Source organism: Winogradskyella sp. ECml5-4, from assembly GCF_036903175.1.
In the GTDB taxonomy this organism is placed as follows: Bacteria; Bacteroidota; Bacteroidia; order Flavobacteriales; family Flavobacteriaceae; genus Winogradskyella; species Winogradskyella damuponensis.
This window is the reverse complement of the sequence record NZ_JAYJLF010000006.1, coordinates 231,770-252,006: the sequence shown is the minus strand read 5'-3', so window position 1 is coordinate 252,006 and position 20,237 is coordinate 231,770. Positions and strand designations below refer to the sequence as shown.

15 protein-coding genes are annotated in these 20,237 nt (G+C 33.2%); 2 read left to right on the top strand and 13 right to left on the bottom strand.

The features are described from left to right. The first annotated feature begins 126 nt into the window (after window positions 1-126). Entirely contained in the window at window positions 127-1,182 is a 1,056-nt protein-coding gene (locus tag VDP25_RS07340; RefSeq protein ID WP_334468308.1) for an endonuclease/exonuclease/phosphatase family protein, read from the top strand. A gap of 71 nt (window positions 1,183-1,253) precedes the next feature. On the opposite strand, the gene VDP25_RS07335 is transcribed toward VDP25_RS07340, so the two are convergent. The 13 genes from VDP25_RS07335 to VDP25_RS07275 form a co-directional block, all read right to left on the bottom strand. Then, window positions 1,254-1,694, bottom strand: a complete 441-nt coding sequence (locus VDP25_RS07335; protein WP_334468405.1) for a hypothetical protein — start codon at window positions 1,692-1,694, stop codon at window positions 1,254-1,256. A 49-nt stretch (window positions 1,695-1,743) separates the two neighbouring features. Next, on the bottom strand, window positions 1,744-4,095 hold the full coding sequence (pbpC, locus tag VDP25_RS07330) for a penicillin-binding protein 1C (protein ID WP_334468306.1): 2,352 nt from the start codon (window positions 4,093-4,095) through the stop codon (window positions 1,744-1,746). Window positions 4,096-4,299: 204 nt separating this feature from the next. After that, complete coding sequence (locus VDP25_RS07325) at window positions 4,300-5,151, bottom strand: SH3 domain-containing protein (RefSeq protein ID WP_334468304.1); 852 nt, start codon at window positions 5,149-5,151, stop codon at window positions 4,300-4,302. Window positions 5,152-5,382: 231 nt separating this feature from the next. Beyond that, the gene (locus VDP25_RS07320) at window positions 5,383-10,956 is read right to left on the bottom strand and encodes an MG2 domain-containing protein (RefSeq protein ID WP_334468302.1); all 5,574 of its coding nucleotides are present in this window, start codon (window positions 10,954-10,956) and stop codon (window positions 5,383-5,385) included. 409 nt (window positions 10,957-11,365) lie between these two features. Then, entirely contained in the window at window positions 11,366-12,127 is a 762-nt protein-coding gene (locus VDP25_RS07315) for a DUF6090 family protein (protein WP_334468300.1), read from the bottom strand. A 29-nt stretch (window positions 12,128-12,156) separates the two neighbouring features. Then, window positions 12,157-12,867 carry a DUF6090 family protein gene (locus VDP25_RS07310; protein ID WP_334468298.1) on the bottom strand — a complete coding sequence of 237 codons (711 nt, stop codon included), beginning with the start codon at window positions 12,865-12,867 and terminating at the stop codon, window positions 12,157-12,159. 272 nt (window positions 12,868-13,139) lie between these two features. After that, the gene (locus VDP25_RS07305) at window positions 13,140-13,847 is read right to left on the bottom strand and encodes a hypothetical protein (protein WP_334468296.1); all 708 of its coding nucleotides are present in this window, start codon (window positions 13,845-13,847) and stop codon (window positions 13,140-13,142) included. A 2-nt stretch (window positions 13,848-13,849) separates the two neighbouring features. Then, complete coding sequence (locus VDP25_RS07300; RefSeq protein WP_443089854.1) at window positions 13,850-14,593, bottom strand: DUF6090 family protein; 744 nt, start codon at window positions 14,591-14,593, stop codon at window positions 13,850-13,852. A gap of 28 nt (window positions 14,594-14,621) precedes the next feature. Continuing rightward, window positions 14,622-15,338, bottom strand: a complete 717-nt coding sequence (locus VDP25_RS07295) for a DUF6090 family protein (RefSeq protein WP_334468292.1) — start codon at window positions 15,336-15,338, stop codon at window positions 14,622-14,624. A 29-nt stretch (window positions 15,339-15,367) separates the two neighbouring features. Beyond that, window positions 15,368-16,408 carry a hypothetical protein gene (locus VDP25_RS07290; protein WP_334468290.1) on the bottom strand — a complete coding sequence of 347 codons (1,041 nt, stop codon included), beginning with the start codon at window positions 16,406-16,408 and terminating at the stop codon, window positions 15,368-15,370. Beyond that, window positions 16,405-17,142 (bottom strand): DUF6090 family protein, encoded by a 738-nt coding sequence (locus tag VDP25_RS07285; protein ID WP_334468288.1) that lies wholly within the window; start codon window positions 17,140-17,142, stop codon window positions 16,405-16,407. Before VDP25_RS07285 ends, VDP25_RS07290 begins: the two co-directional genes overlap by 4 nt. After that, window positions 17,142-17,477, bottom strand: coding sequence for a hypothetical protein (locus VDP25_RS07280; RefSeq protein ID WP_334468286.1), 336 nt, complete (start codon window positions 17,475-17,477; stop codon window positions 17,142-17,144). The genes VDP25_RS07285 and VDP25_RS07280 overlap by 1 nt, the downstream gene beginning before the upstream one ends. Before the next feature lie 19 nt (window positions 17,478-17,496). Next, the gene (locus VDP25_RS07275) at window positions 17,497-18,267 is read right to left on the bottom strand and encodes a DUF6090 family protein (protein WP_334468283.1); all 771 of its coding nucleotides are present in this window, start codon (window positions 18,265-18,267) and stop codon (window positions 17,497-17,499) included. A 416-nt stretch (window positions 18,268-18,683) separates the two neighbouring features. Between VDP25_RS07275 and amaB the strand changes: the two genes are divergently transcribed. After that, window positions 18,684-20,237: an L-piperidine-6-carboxylate dehydrogenase gene (amaB, locus tag VDP25_RS07270; RefSeq protein ID WP_334468281.1), complete on the top strand. Its 1,554-nt coding sequence runs from the start codon at window positions 18,684-18,686 to the stop codon at window positions 20,235-20,237.

The following is a 20,237-nucleotide window of genomic DNA, read 5'->3' as shown; positions in this document are numbered from 1 at the left end:
AAGTTATTAATCTTTGTACATTAAATAAAAGTTATTTAAGGCGTGCAAATTTACATTATTTATAATAAATATCTACTTTTGGCTCAAGATTTGTAAAGTAATTAATGTTAACATAACATCTACTAAATGAAAAATTTAAAACTCACTTTAATAGTAATGCTTCTTTTTGCGTTTATAAGTACAAATGCACAGGAAAAGAAAAAGTATAAAATCCATACGGTTGCTTTTTATAACTTAGAAAATTTATTTGACACTATAAATGATACTACTAAGTATGATGAAGCAAGTCCTATTATGGAGCTAAATCAAGCTCTAAGAGCAGAAGCTTATGAAAAGAAGCTTAAAAATATGGCAAAAGTAGTTGCTGATATAGGTCTTAAAGACACTAAAAACTCACCTGCAATAATTGGAGTTTCTGAAGTTGAAAACAGACAAGTACTTGTAGATTTGGTTAATGACCCTCAGTTATTGAATAAAGATTATGGTATTGTTCATTTTGATTCTCCTGATAAGAGAGGAATTGATGTCGCTTTACTATATCAAAAAGCACTTTTTAAGCCTATTGAAACAAGCTCTCATGAGTTACTTATTTATGATGATTCTTCAAGAGAACGTGTATATACAAGAGATCAGTTATTGGTTAGTGGTGAATTAGAAGGTGATTTAATTCATATTATTGTTAATCACTGGCCATCTCGAAGTGGAGGCGAAGCAAGAAGTAGATTTAAACGTGTTGCTGCAGGAAAATTAAACAAGCGTATTATAGATTCTTTACAATCTATAGATCCTTATGCTAAAGTTATTACAATGGGAGATTTTAACGATAACCCTATAAATGACAGTATGAAAAAGGAGTTAAAAACCGAAGCAGACAAAGATAAAGTAAAGTTAAAAGGTGTTTATAACCCTTATGAAAACCTATATAAGAAAAAAGGTTTAGGAACAACTGGTTACAGAGATGCTTGGAGTTTGTTTGATATGATTTTATTCACGCAACCATTTTTAGAAAAAGACTATTCTTCATTTAGATTTTATAAAGCAGGAATTTTTAATAAGTCTTATTTAACTAATAAAGAAGGACGTTATAAAGACTATCCTTATCGTATGGTTGATGCCGGACTTTCGGGTGGTTATAGCGATCACTTCCCTGTGTATATCTACTTAGTTAAAGAAATAGAATAAGCGAAATTGTGAAACTAAAAAAGCGTCTAAATACTATTTAGACGCTTTTTTTATATGTAATAAGTTGGGTTTTAAAACCAAAGGTTCCACGGAATTTTAGCCAAGACTAAAACTAAAGCTAAGGTATAAAAAATAGCTAGCATTTTAAATTTTGGTTTAGATGTTAATTTCTTTTTGTGCTTTGAATAGCCTATAGTTAATAACGCTATTGCAATTATCATAGTTAGTGGGTGTTCTACAATGAGATTTCTTAAAGCTTTGTTTCCCATTACTTCTCCCATACCTCCAACTTGTTCTATTACTGAAAAATAATCTTTCATAAAAAACAATACAATACCAATGAGCAATTGAATGTGCATTGTTATTAGTGCAAATAATGAAATTCTAAAATCTTTTGCATCAAATTCCTTGTCGCCAAAAAATTTAATTAGTGCATTAAATGTAGCAAGTACTAATACTAGAAGTACTAAATAAGCCCATGTTGAATGTATAAACTGTACAGTTTCCATAATAATAAGTTGATTAATTTCTGTAAAAATAAGGATTTAAGGGTGAATGTAATTACTCTGAAATTGTAATTTTATGTTTTAGTTCGTTTCCTAATTCGTCTATAACGGTGATGATATGGTTTCCAGAACTTGGAAGAATAGCCATGTCGTGAATGTCTTTTGTGCTTCCAATATATTCACTATCAACGTACCAATACAATTCTAGTTCAGGTTTCGAATGCGCTACTTTTAAGATTAACTCATTAATATTACCGTCAAAATCTTTTGGCAAATAAATAGTACTTTGTTGATTTGGGTAAATAAATTCCATGGGAGTTCCAATGGATTCAGTGCAATCTGCTCTGTAAGGTGGTAACGGTTTGTAAAACGGGTTTTTAGTTTTAAAATAATAGGCTTGTAAAGGAGGTAAAATAAACCAAGATTTATTTTTAATGTTTGAAATGGCTTCACATGAAGTGTTTACCTGAAACTGTTCAGAAGCATCTAAATGGACTAATTTATGATAAGGGCAAGGCTCGGTTTTCTTTCCGCTTGCTTGTATATAACGCATTTCGGTTTCATCGCAAATAGATGATGCACGATACCCACTTTTTTTACAGATATTAACTTCTAACATTTCGTCATATGGCATTGCAAACCAGTCGCTTTTTGGTAGTAAGTCAAAAACTTCAAACAAAATAGGTGCAGATGCTTGCACTCCAACTAAACCAGGCCGTCCTTCTCCATCGGCATTACCAACCCAAACGCCAACCACATAGTCTTTGGTGGTTCCGATTGCCCAAGCATCTCTAAAACCAAAACTTGTTCCTGTTTTCCATGCAATTTCCTGAGAAGAATCATAGTATTCCCAGCTTTCATCACTTTGTGGTCGGTTAACTTGTTTCATGCTTTCATAGGTGAGATAAATGGAAGCGGCATCAAAGACTTCTTTTTCTGTAGATAGTTTTCCGAAATCAACAGATTGTTTTGAATTGTAAATTGGCTGGCAAAATTCATTATTGAAATACTGACTAGAATTGGCATTAAAATGATTTAAAGTCGAAGACATAGCAGCATAACTTTTACACAAATCCCAAAGATTGCTTTCTGCACCTCCAAGTATTAAAGACAAGCCATAATGGTTGGCGTTGTATTTTAAATCTTTAAGTTGAAGCGCTTTGAGGTAATGATAAAACCGATCTAATCCAAACTCTTGAAGCATGTTAACAATAGGAACATTTAAAGAACGTGATAACGCTTCATTAGCATGTACAGCGCCATCGTAAGTTTGGTTATAGTTTTCGGGGTGATAACTTCCAAATTGTGTAGGTACATCTGCAATTAGAGTGTTGGGTAATACATCACCTGCATCTAACATGGCAGCATATAAAAAGGGTTTTAATATACTTCCTGTACTTCTGGGTTTGTCAATAATATCAACACTGTTTTGATGGGCTTTGTCTGTAGGCGAATTGCCCACGTAAGTTAAAACCTCTCTTGTTTTTACATCTAAAACCAAAACGGAAATATTATAAATTTCATTTTGTTTTAAGCGGTTGTAATGTTGCTTTACAATGCTATTAGTTTGTTCTTGAAGCGCTATGTTAACCGTGGTTTTTACACGTTTACCTTTATGTTTTTTTGCTGTTTTTTGAAGTAAATGAGGTGCGATTTGTGGTAATGGATAGGGCTTTTGCGGTAAGCCTTCAGCAATAGATAGCTTATATGTAAGTTCGTCTATCGTGCCATTTTTATGAAGCTTTTTTAGTAACCGATTGCGTTTTTCTAATAATCGTATTTGATTTTTTCCAGGATAGATTAAACTTGGAGCATTGGGTAAAACCGCTAAAGTGGCACTTTCGGCCCAAGATAAATTATAGGCATTTCGATTAAAATAACGCCAAGATGCTGCGTCTATGCCAACAACATTTCCTCCAAACGGAGCATGACTGGCATAAAGATTTAAAATGTCATCTTTAGACAATCTGAACTCTAATCGTGTGGCTAAAATGAGTTCTTTTAGTTTTTCAAAATAGGTACGTGATTGTCCTTTTCGAGATAATCGAATGACTTGTTGTGTTAAGGTACTTCCGCCTCGTTTTATAGTGCCAGAACTTAGATTACCTTTTAAAGCCTTAAAGATTGAAACCGGATTAAAACCAGGATGTTTGTAAAAATATTCATCTTCAAATTGAAGAATACAAGTTTTGAATTTTTCTGGAACACTATCATTAGCGGGAAATCTCCACTGGCCATCGTCGGCAATTAAGGCGCCTAATAATTCATTTGATTGACTTGTAATAACAGTTGCTGTTGGATCTTTAAATAATGTCTTTGGTAAACAAAAATAATAAGCACCTAAAAGTATTAAAACCACTAAGGATTTTATTTTATTTCGCTTAAAAAAATGAATTAATCTATGCATAAATAATTTACCGAACGCTTACTTAAAACTTGTTAAGCAAAGTTATCTATATATTTAAAGCTGTTAAATGTTTTCTTGGACTTTTGAAATATTTATGACGCAACTTAAACTAAAAGTAAATTCATGTTACGTTTTAATTAAAGTGAAGTAAATGAAAATAAGACTTGACAGATCTTAAACCTATCAAGTCTTATTTATATTAAACTAGCAGCCATTTGGCATATCAAATTCTATGATTTTTTCAGTGATATTATCTTCAAAATCGGTCAAAATGATTTTAAGAAAAACACGATTTGTTGCAACTCCAATAGGATAATCCTTCACATTTTTTATCGTCTTAAAATAGTCTAACCAATCTGCTCCACATTGGTCAATAACTTCGGTTTTTAAATCCTCTACAGAAGTGTCAATAAATTGTTTCCAATCATTTTCAGTATACGCTAATGTTTCAAAAGTATTAGATCTCGTTTGTTTTAATGGCTTCCATTCCGAATCAAAATGTTTCCAGTCATTAGCATCACATTTTTTATCTGCACTCATAAAAGAAATGCTATTTTCGTAGCGTTGAAAGATGCTCACGTGTTTATAATCATTATCAATTAAAACAATTTGTTTTTTTTCAGGTGACGCCCCTAAATCGACATGGATTGTTGTGGAGTCGGTTTGTTTTAAGTTATGAAGTCTTTTGTAATCGCTAGTCGCTAAATTTTTTATTTCAACATTCAATAGGTCTAAATCTAATCGAATAGTTTTAGAAATTTTTGTTGAAGATAAGTAGCCATTAAACACATAACCAATATGATTTCGGGTTTCAACTTTTACCCATTCTCCGCTTACTTTTTTTTCGCCATCAAGCACAACTAATTTTTTATCTGTTTTTTCAAGTACTCCAATGGCCTCGCCATAGGCTAATTTGCTTAGCATTTTGCCACTTACATCGGGTTGGTCTCTAAGGGATAATCCGCTTTCTGCTGCTACGTAAGCATTTTGTTGTGCTGTTACTAATGCGACAGTGAAGAGCATTCCAATCGCTAAAATCTGCTTTAAATTTATCATAATTTTGTGATTTAAGGTTAAACATTTTTAGCGGTTTTGTTTCTAGGATTCTTGCCTTCCGGACGGCGAGTATTTAGTTTAATTGTTTTGTCATTACGAGGACGTAGGATGTGGCAATCTTATAAATGGTAACGTAATTGATAAACAGATTGCCACGCTATGCTCGCAATAACGTTTCTTCATAGCAGACCTGCTAGGTTTTTAAAACCTGCAAGGTCTCGTTCCATCGACTTACTTCTCAACAGTAATCCATTCTCCTTTGTTTCTCACCAAATAGTCATTATCATACATGGCTTCGGCTTGTGAGCCTGGTAAATAATAGGTGCCTAGGTAAGAGGCATTCAGCAATACGGTAAACGTTTTGGTACCATGTTTGCCTTTAGGATTCATATCGAAATAGAAATTCACTCTGTCATCTCTAATATCTGTGTATCTCGCTTGACTTACTGTGGTATCTCCAAAAGCTGTAAATCTTGTATTGACAATATCCCAACCTGAAGGGAAAATTTGCGTTAAGGCCACATCGTGTACATAGTCATTAGTTAAGTTGGAAATACTTACTGTCGCTACAAAATCTTGACCTTGTTGAAGCGTTTTAATATCTATTTTGTTGCCTTGTAAATCTTTGTATACAGTTGAAATAGTAAAGCCACGTTGTTCTGCTAATTCTTCGCCTAATTTCAATTTACCAGAATTTAGTACTCTCACATAAACCAAATTGTCTTTTGCGTTAGTAATGGTAAGTTGATTAGTGCCATCATTAATAGGAATACTGCGTTGCGCAATAGCGTTTTTAGTGTCTATAGTTTCTGATTTACCATTAATACTATAAGTCAGTTTTAAATCTTTACCTCCATTTTTAACGACCATTTTCCCCATGGCTAATAAACTGTAGGCCGTTGTTTGTGTACTCATCCAATTATTGCTTGATAAGTCTTTAGCAATGGTTTTTGCTAAATCTCTAGCTTTTGGGTTACCCGTAATAATCATCGTTTCTAAAGCCATAGCTCTATTTCGATCTACTGAACCATAGGTGTAATAATTAGATTTAGACGGTTGGAAATTGATGTTTGCTGTTTTAGAAATCGCATCACTCGCTTCTTGTTGTCCTGCTAAAGCATAAGCTGCTGCTAATCTCCATTTAGCTTCGTTAGATAGTTCTTCAAACTCACGCAATCTATTCATGCTTGCTAAATCTGGGCTACCAGCTAAAGCTAAGGTGTATAAACGATAGGCTTGTGCCAAATCGGAATGATAAACACGATAACTAGGTCTCCAATTTCTAGAGGCTTGTTGTTGGTAAGCAATCCAGTTGCTCTTAAACGTTAATGGCAATACAAAGCCTTTTTTCTCAGCTTCAATCATAAAGTGGCCAGCATAACTTGTACTCCAATCATTAGCGGTGTTTTCTCCCATCCAATAGCTCATGCCTCCATTAGGTTGTTGGAAATTGCCTAAACGTTTAATACCATTTTCAATATTACTTTGCACTTCTTTTTTCTTCTGAGGCGTTAAATCAAATATATCAGCTAAAAATAGTTGCGGGAATACACCAGATGTGGTTTGTTCTAAACAGCCATGTGGATAGCGGATTAAATATTGCAATCTACCTGTAAAGTCCATTGGTGGTAAGGTTGAAAATTCTACCGTTGCTGAATTTGTTCCTACAACACCAAAGGTTGTGATATCTATTGTTTGTTTGGCATTTGCCTCTAATTCATTATCAATAACACGCGATGTAAACGGATTAGGATTCTCTACATCAATTTCAACTTTATAGGTTGATTTTTCTCCGTTTCCTGTAGCGATGACTTCAATGGTATTGATGCCTTTTGCTTTGGTAACGTCCAATTCAAAATACACCATTTTTTCATCTGGTTTATCGAATCTTATCGATTGGGAAGTGTCGCCTTTTACGACAATACCATCACTTAATTTTAAGGATAGAGTCACGTTTTTCACTTTGTCTTCCATGGCAAAAACCGTCACAGGAAGTGTTACTTTTTCACCAGGACTCAATTTGCGTGGTAAAGTCGCTAACACCATTAATGGTTTTTTAACCTGAACCGATTTCTCGGCACTTCCATAAGCTTCTGTGGCATTATTACCTGCTACAACCATAGCTCTAACCGCACCAATATAATTTGGCATTTTTAGCTGATGCGTTTTTGTTTGTCCTTTATCTAAAAGGAAAGGCCCTAAATACGTCACCACAGGTTTAAAACGGTTGGCTTTCTTGTTTTTTCCACCAGCAGCACTTCCATCTCCTCCGATAGCGAAGACTTGGTCAATACTTCCAGAATACGCTCCAATAACATCATCAAAAATATCCCAAGTTTTTACACCTAAAGCTTCACGTGCATAGAAACTATCCCAAGCATTTGGTGTTTTAAAACGCGTTAAATCTAACAAGCCTTCTTCTACAACGGCAATAGTATAGGTCATAGATTTGTTATGCTTTTCAGATACTTTTATCTCGTAAGATTGCTCCGGCTGAATCACATCTGGCATTTTAATTTGTGGCTCTAATTTTGTCGAAGGATCCTCAACCATCATAGGAATCACACCATACAAACGAATTGGTAAATCGTTAGAGGTAATAGCATGCGGTTGTAATAATGAAATATTAATAAATACATTTGGTGCCATTGCTGAAGTTACAGGAATATCAATAGTGGTTTCGCCTGGCTTGGTTTTTACCCATTGATGTTGTAGCACTTCGGAGCCATTTTCAATACTTACCAAAGCTCTACCTTCTGAGCCTGAAGGAAAGGTTAATTTTGCTGTGTCGCCAACATTATAATTTTCTTTATCCGTTGAAAAGACTAACATTTTAGCCGCTTCCTTATCACCTGAAGGATTTGTAGACCACCAGTTTTTATAGAAATAAGCCGTTCTTCCTGTGGCATGTCCACTTACAGGATCTACCACTCTAATTAAGTAGCGTCCGCGTTCGTCTTCTGGGATTTTTAGTTTGAAATTTGCTTTTCCATTAGCATCTGTATTCACAGAAAAGGATTGCACAGGTCTGTGATAATTGCTCGATACGTAACTCGATAAGTTATCGTAAGAGGAATTCCACCACCAACGCCATTCGACTTTATAAACCTTTACTTCTAGATTTTTACGTTGAATAGGTTGTCCTTCAGCTGTAACTGTAGCCACATCAAATGTGTGATTTTCATCTGTAAAGAATGAACCATAATTGTTACCTTTTGGTGATTGTAACCCAACAAAACTTTCGTAAGGTGCATAAGGCATGGTGAAGGCATCAAGGGAAAAATCACCTCCATTTTCAAACGCTCGCACTAAGAATTGAGCTGTTAACATGCCTGGTGCATTTTTGCCAATATTCAGTTTTGAATTGATGACCGCATTACCTTCGGCATCTAAGTTGCCTTCAAAAACATTGGTTTCTTCAGAATTGAATGTTCGTGTAGGATCGTTAAATACATAGTTTTTATACCCTTTAAAACTGGTGTAGCTTGAGGTAAATTTAGCTTTTATTTCAGCTTTTAAATTTTTTGCCGGTGCGCCGTGTAACCACGTCACATTTAAATCTCCTTGAAGTGGCTTGTCGTTGGTTAAAATATCATTTTCAAAATCGATTTTGATTTTTAATCGGTTTGGTTTTACCGTTTCAATTTTTAAACCTTTAGAAAATGTAGCTCCTCCAACAGAAACCTTTGCATTATAATTTCCGGTTTTATAATCTGTTGAGGTTGGTACTGTGAAATCATAGAAATTATTAAGGTTATCTATAGAGATTTTTCTGTACACTAATTTTCCAACAGGATCTGTGATTTCTAATTTTACAGGATGACGTTTTGGTAGTTTGTTTGCAACATCATTCAACATAAACGTTAAAAACAAACTATCTCCTGGTCGCCAAACACCACGTTCTGCGTAGATGTAGCCTTTAAGTCCACGTTGTAGTCGGTTACCAGACACATCAAATTTACTCAGTGATAAGGACATACCATCGTGTAATTTAATATAACTCACATTACTACCTTTAGTCGCAATCGCGAAAGCAGCTCTGTGTTTAGCATCGATTTTTATAATACCGTCTTTATTGGTAATGCCATTTGCTAATTCTTGTTGTTGGTAATTGTATAGTGTGACTTTTGCACCACTTTCTGGACTAGTTGTTAGAATATTCGTTATCGCAAATAGATAAGTATTATCCGCGCCTTGTTTCGCAATAATTCCAAGATCTGAACTGATTAAATTCTGAGACACCACGCGATTGCCGTAATTGTAATAGGAGTCCGTACAAGGATTGTCTCTATCTCTCCAACGGTAATTGGTGTTTCTGTAGCTATAGGTTAAATTGTCCCAATAGCGTTCTTCTCGTAACTCTTCTTCTTCCTCAGAAAGGTCCTCAGAAGCGTAGTAATCTTCCTCGTAATAATCGTCGTAGTAATCATCTTCATCAATGCTGGTCGTTTCGGCGTTTGATGAACAATCATAGAGGGAATAGTCTTTTTTGAAGCTTAATTCTACTCTGTAAATGGCACCAGGGTCTGCTTTAAGGTATTTTGATAAATCAATACTGTAAGCTTTCCATTTTCCGGTGTTTTGATTTTCTTCTTGAATTAAAGTGATGGTCTCCTTTGCAATACGTCTACCTACTTTTTTAATAGCATATTGGTCGCCACTATTAAGGTTGTAATCTTGTAAAAATTGAAGAACGTTATCTTCAAATATTTTAATGATTCTGACATCGACTTTACTCAAGTTAACGGCTTCAAAATTGAATTTCAATTCTTTTGAATTTGGAAGAATACTTCCGTTGCTAATAAGTCGGACTTCAGGTTTTAATTCTTCAAAAGTTACCAGTTCTGAAAACGGTGTTTTTAATTTGAAACCATCGGTGTTTTTAATGCCTTTAAAGACATCGACTTGGATATCTCCAACCAATTTAGTGTCTGGATACACTCTTAGTACATTACCATCAACAATATATTTTGGGTTTTTAACACCTTGAAGCGATACCAATCCAGCAAAATTTTGCTGCTTTACTAAAGGATCTGAAAAGTTAAGTGATAAGAATTGTTCTGGACTCTGAACAACTTCTGTCGTTACAATCGTAAAATTATTTTTTCCAGGAATAGTAATAAAGTTTTCGCCTTTATTGTCCGCTTTTATGGCAGAGCCATCCCATGCGATATCAATTTTACTGTCTTCAACTAAACGGTTGATACTGTCTATTTTAAACTCGAAGAATTTTGAAGTTTCATTAGCTTCATTCCATACTAAGTTTAAAGATTTTGAGTTTTGGGAAGCAGCGACTAATTTTTTAGCTTCATTAAGTGAAATCACGTCAGCCGATCGTAATTGCGCAAACATATACTGCCATTCTTTACTATACGATTGTAGGTTTTGAGTGGTAATATTGAAACTTGGTGTAATGGTTTTAAATTGAAACGTATAATCTTCAAAATCCTTTGGTATGGTATTATAAATTTCACCCAATTTAACGTTTACGGTATATTCTGTAGCAGGTTCTAAAGATTCATCTGGTGTAAACAAAAGCGTATGATTGTTCATGGCTTTTAATTGTCCTTGAACGTGAGGTGTTAATTTGATAAGGTCAGTTGGTAGTGTTTTATCTATTTCCCATCCGCTTACTGTATCTGAAAGCGTAATTTTTATAGGATCTGCAACAGATACTAATCCTGAAGTGGTGTAACTAATATAGTCTCTGAATTTAAAAATGTTATCCGTTTCAACAGGTTTCTTTTTACAAGAACTTACAAATGCTAGAATTAGGAGTAGGACGAGGTGCTTTTTGATGTTCATGTTGTTGATGGATTTAAGTAAAAGATTCGATTATCAAGCAAAGGTAAGTGCTTTCTTGTTAAATAAGTACGCTTAAATTTTTAGTTTTAGACGTAGGTGAATTGTTAAATTGGTCTTAAAGTTAAGAATTATACTCAAATGAGTTAATGAAATTGGGATAGATTGTTTATGTGAAATTGGATTGTTTTGTCAATCCTGCTCATAGAGAAATACTAAAATGAGTACTGTTTTTAACGGTAAGAATGTGGAGGTAATTCGGCTCACGATTTTTTTCTAACCGCCAACCTATAAAGCAATGAGAAACCCATTAACGAGGGAGATAATTTTACTGATGACGTATTTTAGTTATTTGCCAGTTTTTCCTGTTTAGAAGAGATTGTATCTGATTTATCAAAAATTCTTAATCATTTTACACTTCTATTTCTTCATTTAGTAGCACTACTATTTGTGATATTTTGTTTAACACTTCTTCTTGGATCGTATATCTAAGATGCTCAACGGCAATTCTATTCATTAAATAGCCAAAATAGGCGTCTTGTTTAAAAATAAAGTCAATCGCCATATTTTCTTTAGGGCTTTTAATGGTGTCTAAACCCACTTGTTTTCGAGCAGAAGGTAATTCTAGATGCGCATTTACCGGAGCACTTATATTTTGCATATTACTTAAAAGACTCATGCTGTTGTCTTGATCTTCAAATCCTAATTTTACAATTGAAAAATACTCGGCAAGCATTTTTCTAAGTTGGTTATTGCTTAATAACTCAGCGTTTCCTGTACTAATATAGGCATCGTAAGCTCCTGTTAAAAATTCAGCGCGATACCAACCTTGGGCACCATAAATGATGAAATCCTTTATAGAGTCGTTACTTGCACGAGGTATTTTACCTTCATACATTTTAATAAGTTCGCTACTTTTTCTAATCACATTTTTTTGCATGTACATCGTTTTTAGTAAACGATTTTTAGATTCTAATAAGTCGGTTTTTAATGATACTAATAATTTTTGCTCTTGTCTTTGTTGTTTTCTATTTTCATTCCAATTATTAATTTGAAGCGCAATAAGAATACCAATAACGACGAGGATAATTTCTCCAATGGCATAAAGTAAATATTTACTAAACTTATTTTCTGAGAGTAATTGCTGTCGTATGCGTCTAAAGAATTTTATCATTGAATAGCGATTTTTAATAATAAAGTATGTTATTTTTTCAATTCCTTATTAATAAGAATTTCAATTTCTTCCATATCAGATAGAATTTTCTTAAATCTTTTAAGACTTCCTTTTTCCGATTCAGCCTTCATATAATGGCACCTTTCTAATGTAATAAGAAGCTCAATTAAGTTTTTTTCTTCAAATACCCGTTCCCGTAGTTTGGGTTGATTTTGTATGTTTTTATAGGCAAATTCTGGACTCCCATATCTATTAGCTGCCATTGAGCCCGCTTTGCCAGCTTCACCATTATTGTATTCAGAAGCCTCTTCTGTTTCTTCTTTATATTTATCTAAACGGATTAATTGTTCTCTAATGGTTGGTGGTATTAATTTGATGTCACCAGTATTCTGTAACGTATTTACTGTATTAGATTTGAATTGAACAGTATAAAGTTGCCAATCTAAATTTCCAGTTGCAGAAACTATTTCAATTATTGGTAAGTTTGGTTGATTATAGATGTCTTTAAAGGCTCTAATTTTTACCATATTTGAATCTATGGCTAAAGATGTCTTCTCTATATATGCTTTGTCATTCTCAAAATCTTGTAGTAATTGTTTATAATAAACTTGTCTTACATTTTCAGTTTTCCGTTCATCATTGAGATTGTTTAGTTGTAAGGCAATTAAAATACCTAGAACTACAAGCACAATCTCACCAATGGCATATTTAAGGTATTTGCCTATTTTGTTTTTTTCCATAAGGTCGTATCGTATTTTTCTAAAAAACTTAATCATAATATATTCCGCTTGTCATTCCGCACTTAATGCGGAATCCATTTTAAAGTTTAGACTTACTTGTGGATTAGCTGCGCTGAACCTAATGGTTTGTCTGTCTTCGCAGGAATGACAAAGTGTTTTGTTTTTCATTAGTGAGTTTTTTTTTCATGCGTCTATAAAATTTTATCATTGGTTAGTAATTGGTGTTAAGCCTTACAGCATGAATATGATTTACATTGTTGTGCTTTTGTTATCTAATTATCATCTTTTAATTCTGCAAAAATGGACTTTAGTTTTTTTAAGGATTCTATGGAACGTTCATAGGCTTCTTTATTTAGATTTAAAGAGGTTCGTCTTGCTAAAATATAATTCTGAAAATGGATTTCTTTGGCATAACTTTTTGCGGTTAACTGCATTTCAAAAAAGCTAACTTTTTTAACTAAAAAATCAGTGTAATAATTATTAAATCCTTCAAAATCTAAATTTTCACTGACTTTTATATCATTAAATGTTTCATAAGGTTTAGATATAGAGTTACGCAAGTTTAAATCATTAAACAATTTTAGGTCGCCAGAAAATTTCAAATTTTCATAGGTTATTGTTGATGGGTTAAAGTAGTCTGTATCCATTAGTCGAAATGCTTTTGGTGGTAATTTTGGGTTATCGTAGTCTTGGGTGTATAATATGTAACTTAAAGTATCAACTTCTTTAAGCATTTCTATTGTAAAATCTTTAAGCGCATTTAATCGTTCTATGTTGCGGTTGGCTTCATCTTCTAACTGAATGATATATAAATCGCGTAATTCTAAGTTGTTTTTGTCTTTTGCATTTTCGTTAATAGCTAATGCAATTAGAATTCCTATTATGACTAGTACTATTTCTCCAATGGCATAAATTAGATATTTACTGAATTTGTTTTCAGAGAGTAATTGCTGTCGTATTTTTCTAAAGAATTTAATCATGTTTAAATCTTTTCTAAATAATCATTTATGAGTTTAATTGTTGCTTTACCTTTTTCGTAATGGGTAACTCTAACTTTGTTAGAAAACAAAATATTCTCTTTTAGTATTGTAAAATCTTTAAGTGCTTCTTTTTTTTGATCTTCATTTAGATTATCAAAAAAGTGAATGATATCTTCATAAGTAATCGCGTTAGTATTTGAATTCCATCTAGGTGCCATAGAAGCCTCCCTTAAAAAGGCATTATCCGTATAATCATTCAGCCTGTAATATGCACTTGTTTGTAAGGAAATGTAGGTGTTTTCTTGCTTTATAACTTCTTCGACATGCTTATAATAGTTTTGTATGCTTTCTCTTAATTCCTCTGAAGTTATTAGTGCTAGCTTACCAGAAAATTTCATTTCGCTGAATACTACGTCATTTCCTTCAAACCAGTTGGCCCCCTGAACGCTGTTTAAAGCTCCTAAGAAAGCTTGTTGATTTGATGTAATTGAATTTGTTCTTATCATACGCATCATCTGAGTAAATGCATCCAGTTTTAGCGTGTCTTTATTCAAATGCATCTCTAGTTCAGTTTGGTCTTTGTGTAAATCCTTTAGAATTCTTTGCAGATAGTTTTGTTCGTATTGATTATTCTTTCTGTTTTCATTCCAGTTATTAATTTGAAGTGCTATGAGAATTCCAATAACCACAAGCACAATTTCGCCTATGGCGTATTTGAAGTATTTGGATGTTTTGTTTTCCATAATGAGGTTTTTGCGGATGTTTCTAAAAATTTTAATCATTTTTAGTTGTTTTAGAAAGCTTTTTTATTTCTGATATTTTTTCTAATGCCAGCTCTATATTAGTCACGTTACCAAGTCTATTATCTTTATAAAGTTTAAAAAATGTAAGGTTAGATGGAGTCTCAAAAAAGGCTTTTGAATCCGTAGGTTTACAATACTCGCGCCACTTAAAATCTGAAAATTCTTGTTTTATTACGGGATGCCAATCTGCTTTAAATGAGGTTTCTACATCATTAAATGCTTGATAAACATTGTATAATACTTCGTCGTAATATGAAATTAATACTAATTGAAGTTCATTATTGGAAATGGTTTCTATTCCTTTTGATTTTAAGACTTCAAAGGCACTAGATTGAGATTTAAACCTTTCAAAACATATGATTTTCCCCATCCAATAATTTAAGCTGTCACCATAATTTCCCAAAGCCACTTGCTCTAGTAGTTGATCTGTTAATATATTGGCTTGCTTTGACTTTTTTAATCTATCGGTTAAAACAATGGAGTCATTTTCTAAATTTTGATTAATTAATAGTAAAATTTCTTGTTCGTAGTTTTGATTCTTTCGTGCATCATTCCAATCATTAAGTTGCAGTGCAATTAAAATTCCAATAACCACGAGGAATATTTCGCCAATGGCGTATTTAAAGTATTTGCTGGTTTTACCTTCGTTTAAAAGGTTTTGGCGGATTTTGCGGAAGAATTTTATCATAGTTATTTCCCGAGTAACCAGGAATCTTTTTAGTTAGAAGTCTCTTGTTTGTTTTTTATAAATCTATCATTCCCTCCAAAGCCACTAAATTCAATAATAGCCTGGTTTTGCTTGTTTTTATACAATTTAACAATAACACTAGCTTCTTTAATAAAATAATAATCGCCCTCATGCCAGTATAGCTTTACGTCTGGCATAACTGGTGATTTCAATACTAATCGTTCATTTTCCATACTAACAGATACTGTTACACCAAGTACTGCTGAAGCACCTTTGTAATCGCCTAAAAAATCTTTTATGCTTTCTTTTTTAGGGCATAGCATAAACGGTTCATTATATTCAGTAGATGTTTTATCCAATAAGGAATCTATTTTTTTATAGAGTATGATACTCTCAACTCTATATTCGTTAGCGGCATTAGAGATGTTTCCTAAATCGTTCATGTATATTGACGATTTGTTTTTTAGAAATGGGTCGTTAAAATAATAGGCCATCGCCTCATCAAGATATCTTCCCATACTGTAGTCGGCAATTTTTGGGTTTACCATTAGGTCTTTACGACCATCTATCATCACTGTGTTTTTAATAAAGGTGTTGTAATCGTCGATCTCGTTTTGAATTTCAACGTGTAGATTATTCAAATAAGGAATGAGATAATTATATTTTTCGGGTAAATTTTCCAGGTTATTTAATAATCGATTGTAACCGCTTTTTTTATTACTAAAAGAGACATAATTTCCAGTAATTGGCAAAGGGTACGGGTTCTTTTTATACATCTCAAAAGTGATGGAATCATTCATTATTTTTTGAAACAGTGAATCTTTTCCGATATAAACATTATAAATACGTTTGGCATCTATAATGTCTGTTTTTAAATCTTGCTGAACCTGAGTAAGGATGGTATTTATCTTTGCTTCATTTTGGGACGCATTATAAAAACTGTTAATACCTACCGCAATGAGAATTCCAATAACTACAAGGAATATTTCGCCAATGGCGTATTTAAAGTATTTGCCAGTTTTATCTTCTGCGAGTAAATTTTGTCTAATTTTTCTAAAGAATTTTATCATTCTGTTTCTTTAATTATGGCATCAATAATTATTTCTAACTGCTTCAGGTTATTGCTAGCCGATTTTACCCTGTATAAATAATCATCCATAATGTTTTCAAATTGTATGTCTTCGAATATATAAAGCTTGTCTATGTTTAGTAAGGTTTTGCTTTTCCATTGTAACACGCCATGCGTATCGATATCTTTCATGGAATAATGTTTTGATAAATAAGGAATTAATTCATTATCAATTTTTAATTCAACTCTACTATAACTGACATCAGTTTTCTTTAGGGTTCTTGTCCATTTATAAAGTAAATTTTTTAAATCTTCATTTTGTAATAACTGTAATTTACCTGACTGTAATAAGTCTGAAATTGTATTTTCTGAAGGCCTGAATGAACCGGTTTCTAGCATTACATACATCAAACTATCCAAATTGTGTTGTAGGATATGTTCTCTTTTTTGTCCAACAAGATTCATTAACGCTATGGAAGCTTTGCAACCTTGATTGTTTTCTTCAACACCTAATTTTAAAGCAACTTTATTTTCTAAAAATTCAGTGTGTATATTTTTTAGGATAATTTTTTCTTCATTTTGCAGCTGTCTTTCTTGATTCCAATTGTTAATCTGTAGTGCGATAAGAATCCCAATAACCACAAGCACAATTTCGCCAATGGCGTATTTTAAATATTTAGATGTTTTGCCTGATTTTAAGAGATTGAATCTTATTTTTCTAAAAAATTTAATCATTAGTATAAAATATTATCTAAAGTCATGTCCAATCGCTCTTCTAGCATACTAAACTTACTGTCCGAAAAGAAAATTTTATACATCTCTCTTCTAAAAGCGGCAAGTTCCATTTGGCTGTAATCATGATTATGAATCACTTTTTCAATTTTGTCTAAGCGTTTACCTTTAGAGTGCTTATGGAATTTTTTATACATTTTAAGAAAGGTGATTTTGGATGTACTGTTTTGTATCATTTCTAATTCTTCCTCAGTTTCTTTTTTATCTGCATTGGCACAGAGTAGCATAATGTAAATCTGTAATTCGGTTTTGGTCCAGTCTGGCTTTCTCTTTTTCACGATGTTTTATTTAATAGCGTTAATGCGTTTTCAATTCTTGTTCAATTACATCTAGAATGGTTTCTATTTGTTCCTTTATGCCGCCAAATAAACGAGGTCCATTTGTGGTTTTAGCCAACAGATAATAATCCAATAGATAATTTTCAAATTCAACAGAACTGAATATTAATTTGTTATTAGTTTTTTCAGAAATAGAATGAAACTCGAAATCAATCATTTGTATATCGGTAACAATAGTGCGAGCGCTTCCTGATTTAAAAAAAAGACTTTGTAATTTTTTATCGGTAAAATCTGCATCATTTAACTGAGTACTTAATATGTCTAATGAACTTTCAAAGGAGGCTAAGTGTTGTCGTAAATCTTTATTCAAAATAAGGCTGAGCTTGCCAGAACTTATAATATCACTTAATACTCCTGTTGAAGGAGCATAATTTATATTACTTCCAAAGATTGGTGCCAGCAAATGAGAAACTGTCTGTTCACTGACTGTGTCTAGCACCTTTTTGTCAAATAAGGTCAAAAGCTTTTCTAGAGTTTGTACGCGATGTTCATTTTCTTGAATAGCCGTGTTTATTTTAGTCAAATTTGTTTTAAATTCTGATTGAAGAGAAGTTAGATATTCTTGTTCTAGTTTTCTTTGTTCATTGAAATTACTAGTGTTGTTAATCTGTAAGGCAATAAGAATACCGACAACCACAAGGATAATTTCGCCAATAGCATAGATGAGGTATTTCGAAAATTTGTTATCGGATACTAAATTTTGACGGATTTTTCTAAAAATCGTAATCATAAACTATACGTTAGATTCATAAAAAGTCCGTAAACGGCTATCGTCATCAAATGTCCACAGGACATTTGATTTTGAAAAAATCAAAATTGTGTTGCGATAATGCCTAAATTGGCGCAATATTGTATTCATTTACTTTCTTTAGGTTGAAAGTAAATTAGGTCAATGGTTGTAGTTGAGGTTGGTTAACTATTTGTGTATAAATATATTAAATTGTTACAAATAATGCCTTTATATTTGATTTTAATCTTTAAAAAAATAGGAGTGATTGGCTTTATTTAAAGTAGCGTACACTTTTAAGAGATAAAATTTTAAAGCGCTTTAGTGTTCTCTTTTTTGACATGGTTGCTATGAGAAAAGCTGACATTTTATTAGTAACTTCGCATAAAATTTTAATAATTCATAAAAAATAAGCAAATATGGAAGCAGTAGCTACCGATTTCGGAATTAAAGAAGCCTTAAAACAATTAGGCGTAAAAGATATAAATGAAGGATCTTCTACAGGTTCAAATAATTTTTCTAATGGAGAAATTATAGAATCTTACTCTCCTGTAGATGGCAAATTAATAGGAAAAGTAAAAACAACCACAAGAGCAGACTACGACAAAGTTATGGATGCTGCCACTAGCGCATTTAAAACGTGGAGAGATGTACCAGCACCACAACGTGGCGAAATTGTACGTCAGTTTGGTAATAAATTAAGAGACTTAAAAGAACCATTAGGGAAATTAGTGTCTTATGAAATGGGTAAATCCTTGCAAGAAGGTTACGGTGAGGTTCAAGAAATGATTGATATCTGTGATTTTGCTGTTGGGTTATCACGTCAATTAAACGGACAAACCATTCCTTCAGAACGTCCTGGTCACGTGATGAGAGAACAATGGCACCCAATTGGTGTGGTTGGTATTATTTCGGCATTTAACTTTCCAGTGGCTGTTTGGGCTTGGAATACCGCTTTAGCTTGGATTTGTGGTGATGTTTGTGTTTGGAAAGCCTCTGAAAAATCATTGTTATGCTCAATAGCTTGTCAGAATATTATTGCGGATATTCTAAAAGAAAATAACTTACCAGAAGGTATTTCTTGTATCATTAATGGAGACTACAAAGTAGGTGAAATGATGACTACAGACCATAGAATTCCTTTAGTATCTGCTACAGGTTCTACAAGAATGGGACGTATTGTTGGTAAAACAGTAGCAGAACGTTTTGGTAAGTCGTTATTAGAATTAGGTGGAAACAATGCTATTATTATTACACCAACTGCCGATTTAAAAGTGGTGGTTCCTGGTGCTGTGTTTGGTGCTGTGGGTACTTGTGGTCAGCGTTGTACATCGACACGCCGATTAATTATTCACGAATCGGTTTACGATAAAGTACGCGATGCCATTGTTGGTGCTTACGGACAGATTAAAATTGGTAATCCGTTAGATGAAAACAATCACGTTGGACCATTAATCGATAAAGAGTCAGTTAATACCTATTTAGCGGCGATTGAAAAAGCAAAAGCTGAAGGTGGAAATGTATTAGTTGAAGGAGGTGTTTTAGAAGGTGAAGGTTATGAAAGTGGTTGCTACGTTAAACCAGCAATCATCGAAGCTGAAAATCATTTTGAAATTGTACAACACGAAACATTTGCTCCAATATTATACTTAATGAAGTATTCTGGTGAGGTTGAAAATGCGATAGAGATGCAAAATGGTGTGGCTCAAGGTTTATCATCAGCCATTATGACTAACGAGATGAAAGAAGCGGAGAAGTTCTTATCTTATGCTGGTTCTGACTGTGGTATTGCTAATGTCAACATCGGAACGTCGGGTGCTGAGATTGGAGGCGCATTCGGTGGTGAAAAAGAAACAGGAGGTGGACGTGAGTCTGGTTCTGATGCATGGAAAGTATATATGAGAAGACAAACCAATACGGTTAACTACTCAGATGAATTACCATTAGCACAAGGCATTAAGTTTGATTTATAA

Excerpts from the sequence above, each read along its gene's own strand:
- pbpC (WP_334468306.1), bottom strand. The coding sequence starts at position 4,095 with ATGCATAGATTAATTCATTTTTTTAAGCGAAATAAAATAAAATCCTTA.
- VDP25_RS07310 (WP_334468298.1), bottom strand. The coding sequence starts at position 12,867 with ATGGAAAAAAACAAAATAGGCAAATACCTTAAATATGCCATTGGTGAG.
- VDP25_RS07290 (WP_334468290.1), bottom strand. The coding sequence starts at position 16,408 with ATGATAAAATTCTTTAGAAAAATTAGACAAAATTTACTCGCAGAAGAT.
- VDP25_RS07340 (WP_334468308.1), top strand. The coding sequence starts at position 127 with ATGAAAAATTTAAAACTCACTTTAATAGTAATGCTTCTTTTTGCGTTT.
- VDP25_RS07295 (WP_334468292.1), bottom strand. The coding sequence starts at position 15,338 with ATGATAAAATTCTTCCGCAAAATCCGCCAAAACCTTTTAAACGAAGGT.
- amaB (WP_334468281.1), top strand. The coding sequence starts at position 18,684 with ATGGAAGCAGTAGCTACCGATTTCGGAATTAAAGAAGCCTTAAAACAA.
- VDP25_RS07285 (WP_334468288.1), bottom strand. The coding sequence starts at position 17,142 with ATGATTAAATTTTTTAGAAAAATAAGATTCAATCTCTTAAAATCAGGC.
- VDP25_RS07325 (WP_334468304.1), bottom strand. The coding sequence starts at position 5,151 with ATGATAAATTTAAAGCAGATTTTAGCGATTGGAATGCTCTTCACTGTC.
- VDP25_RS07275 (WP_334468283.1), bottom strand. The coding sequence starts at position 18,267 with ATGATTACGATTTTTAGAAAAATCCGTCAAAATTTAGTATCCGATAAC.
- VDP25_RS07315 (WP_334468300.1), bottom strand. The coding sequence starts at position 12,127 with ATGATAAAATTCTTTAGACGCATACGACAGCAATTACTCTCAGAAAAT.
- VDP25_RS07305 (WP_334468296.1), bottom strand. The coding sequence starts at position 13,847 with ATGATTAAATTCTTTAGAAAAATACGACAGCAATTACTCTCTGAAAAC.
- VDP25_RS07320 (WP_334468302.1), bottom strand. The coding sequence starts at position 10,956 with ATGAACATCAAAAAGCACCTCGTCCTACTCCTAATTCTAGCATTTGTA.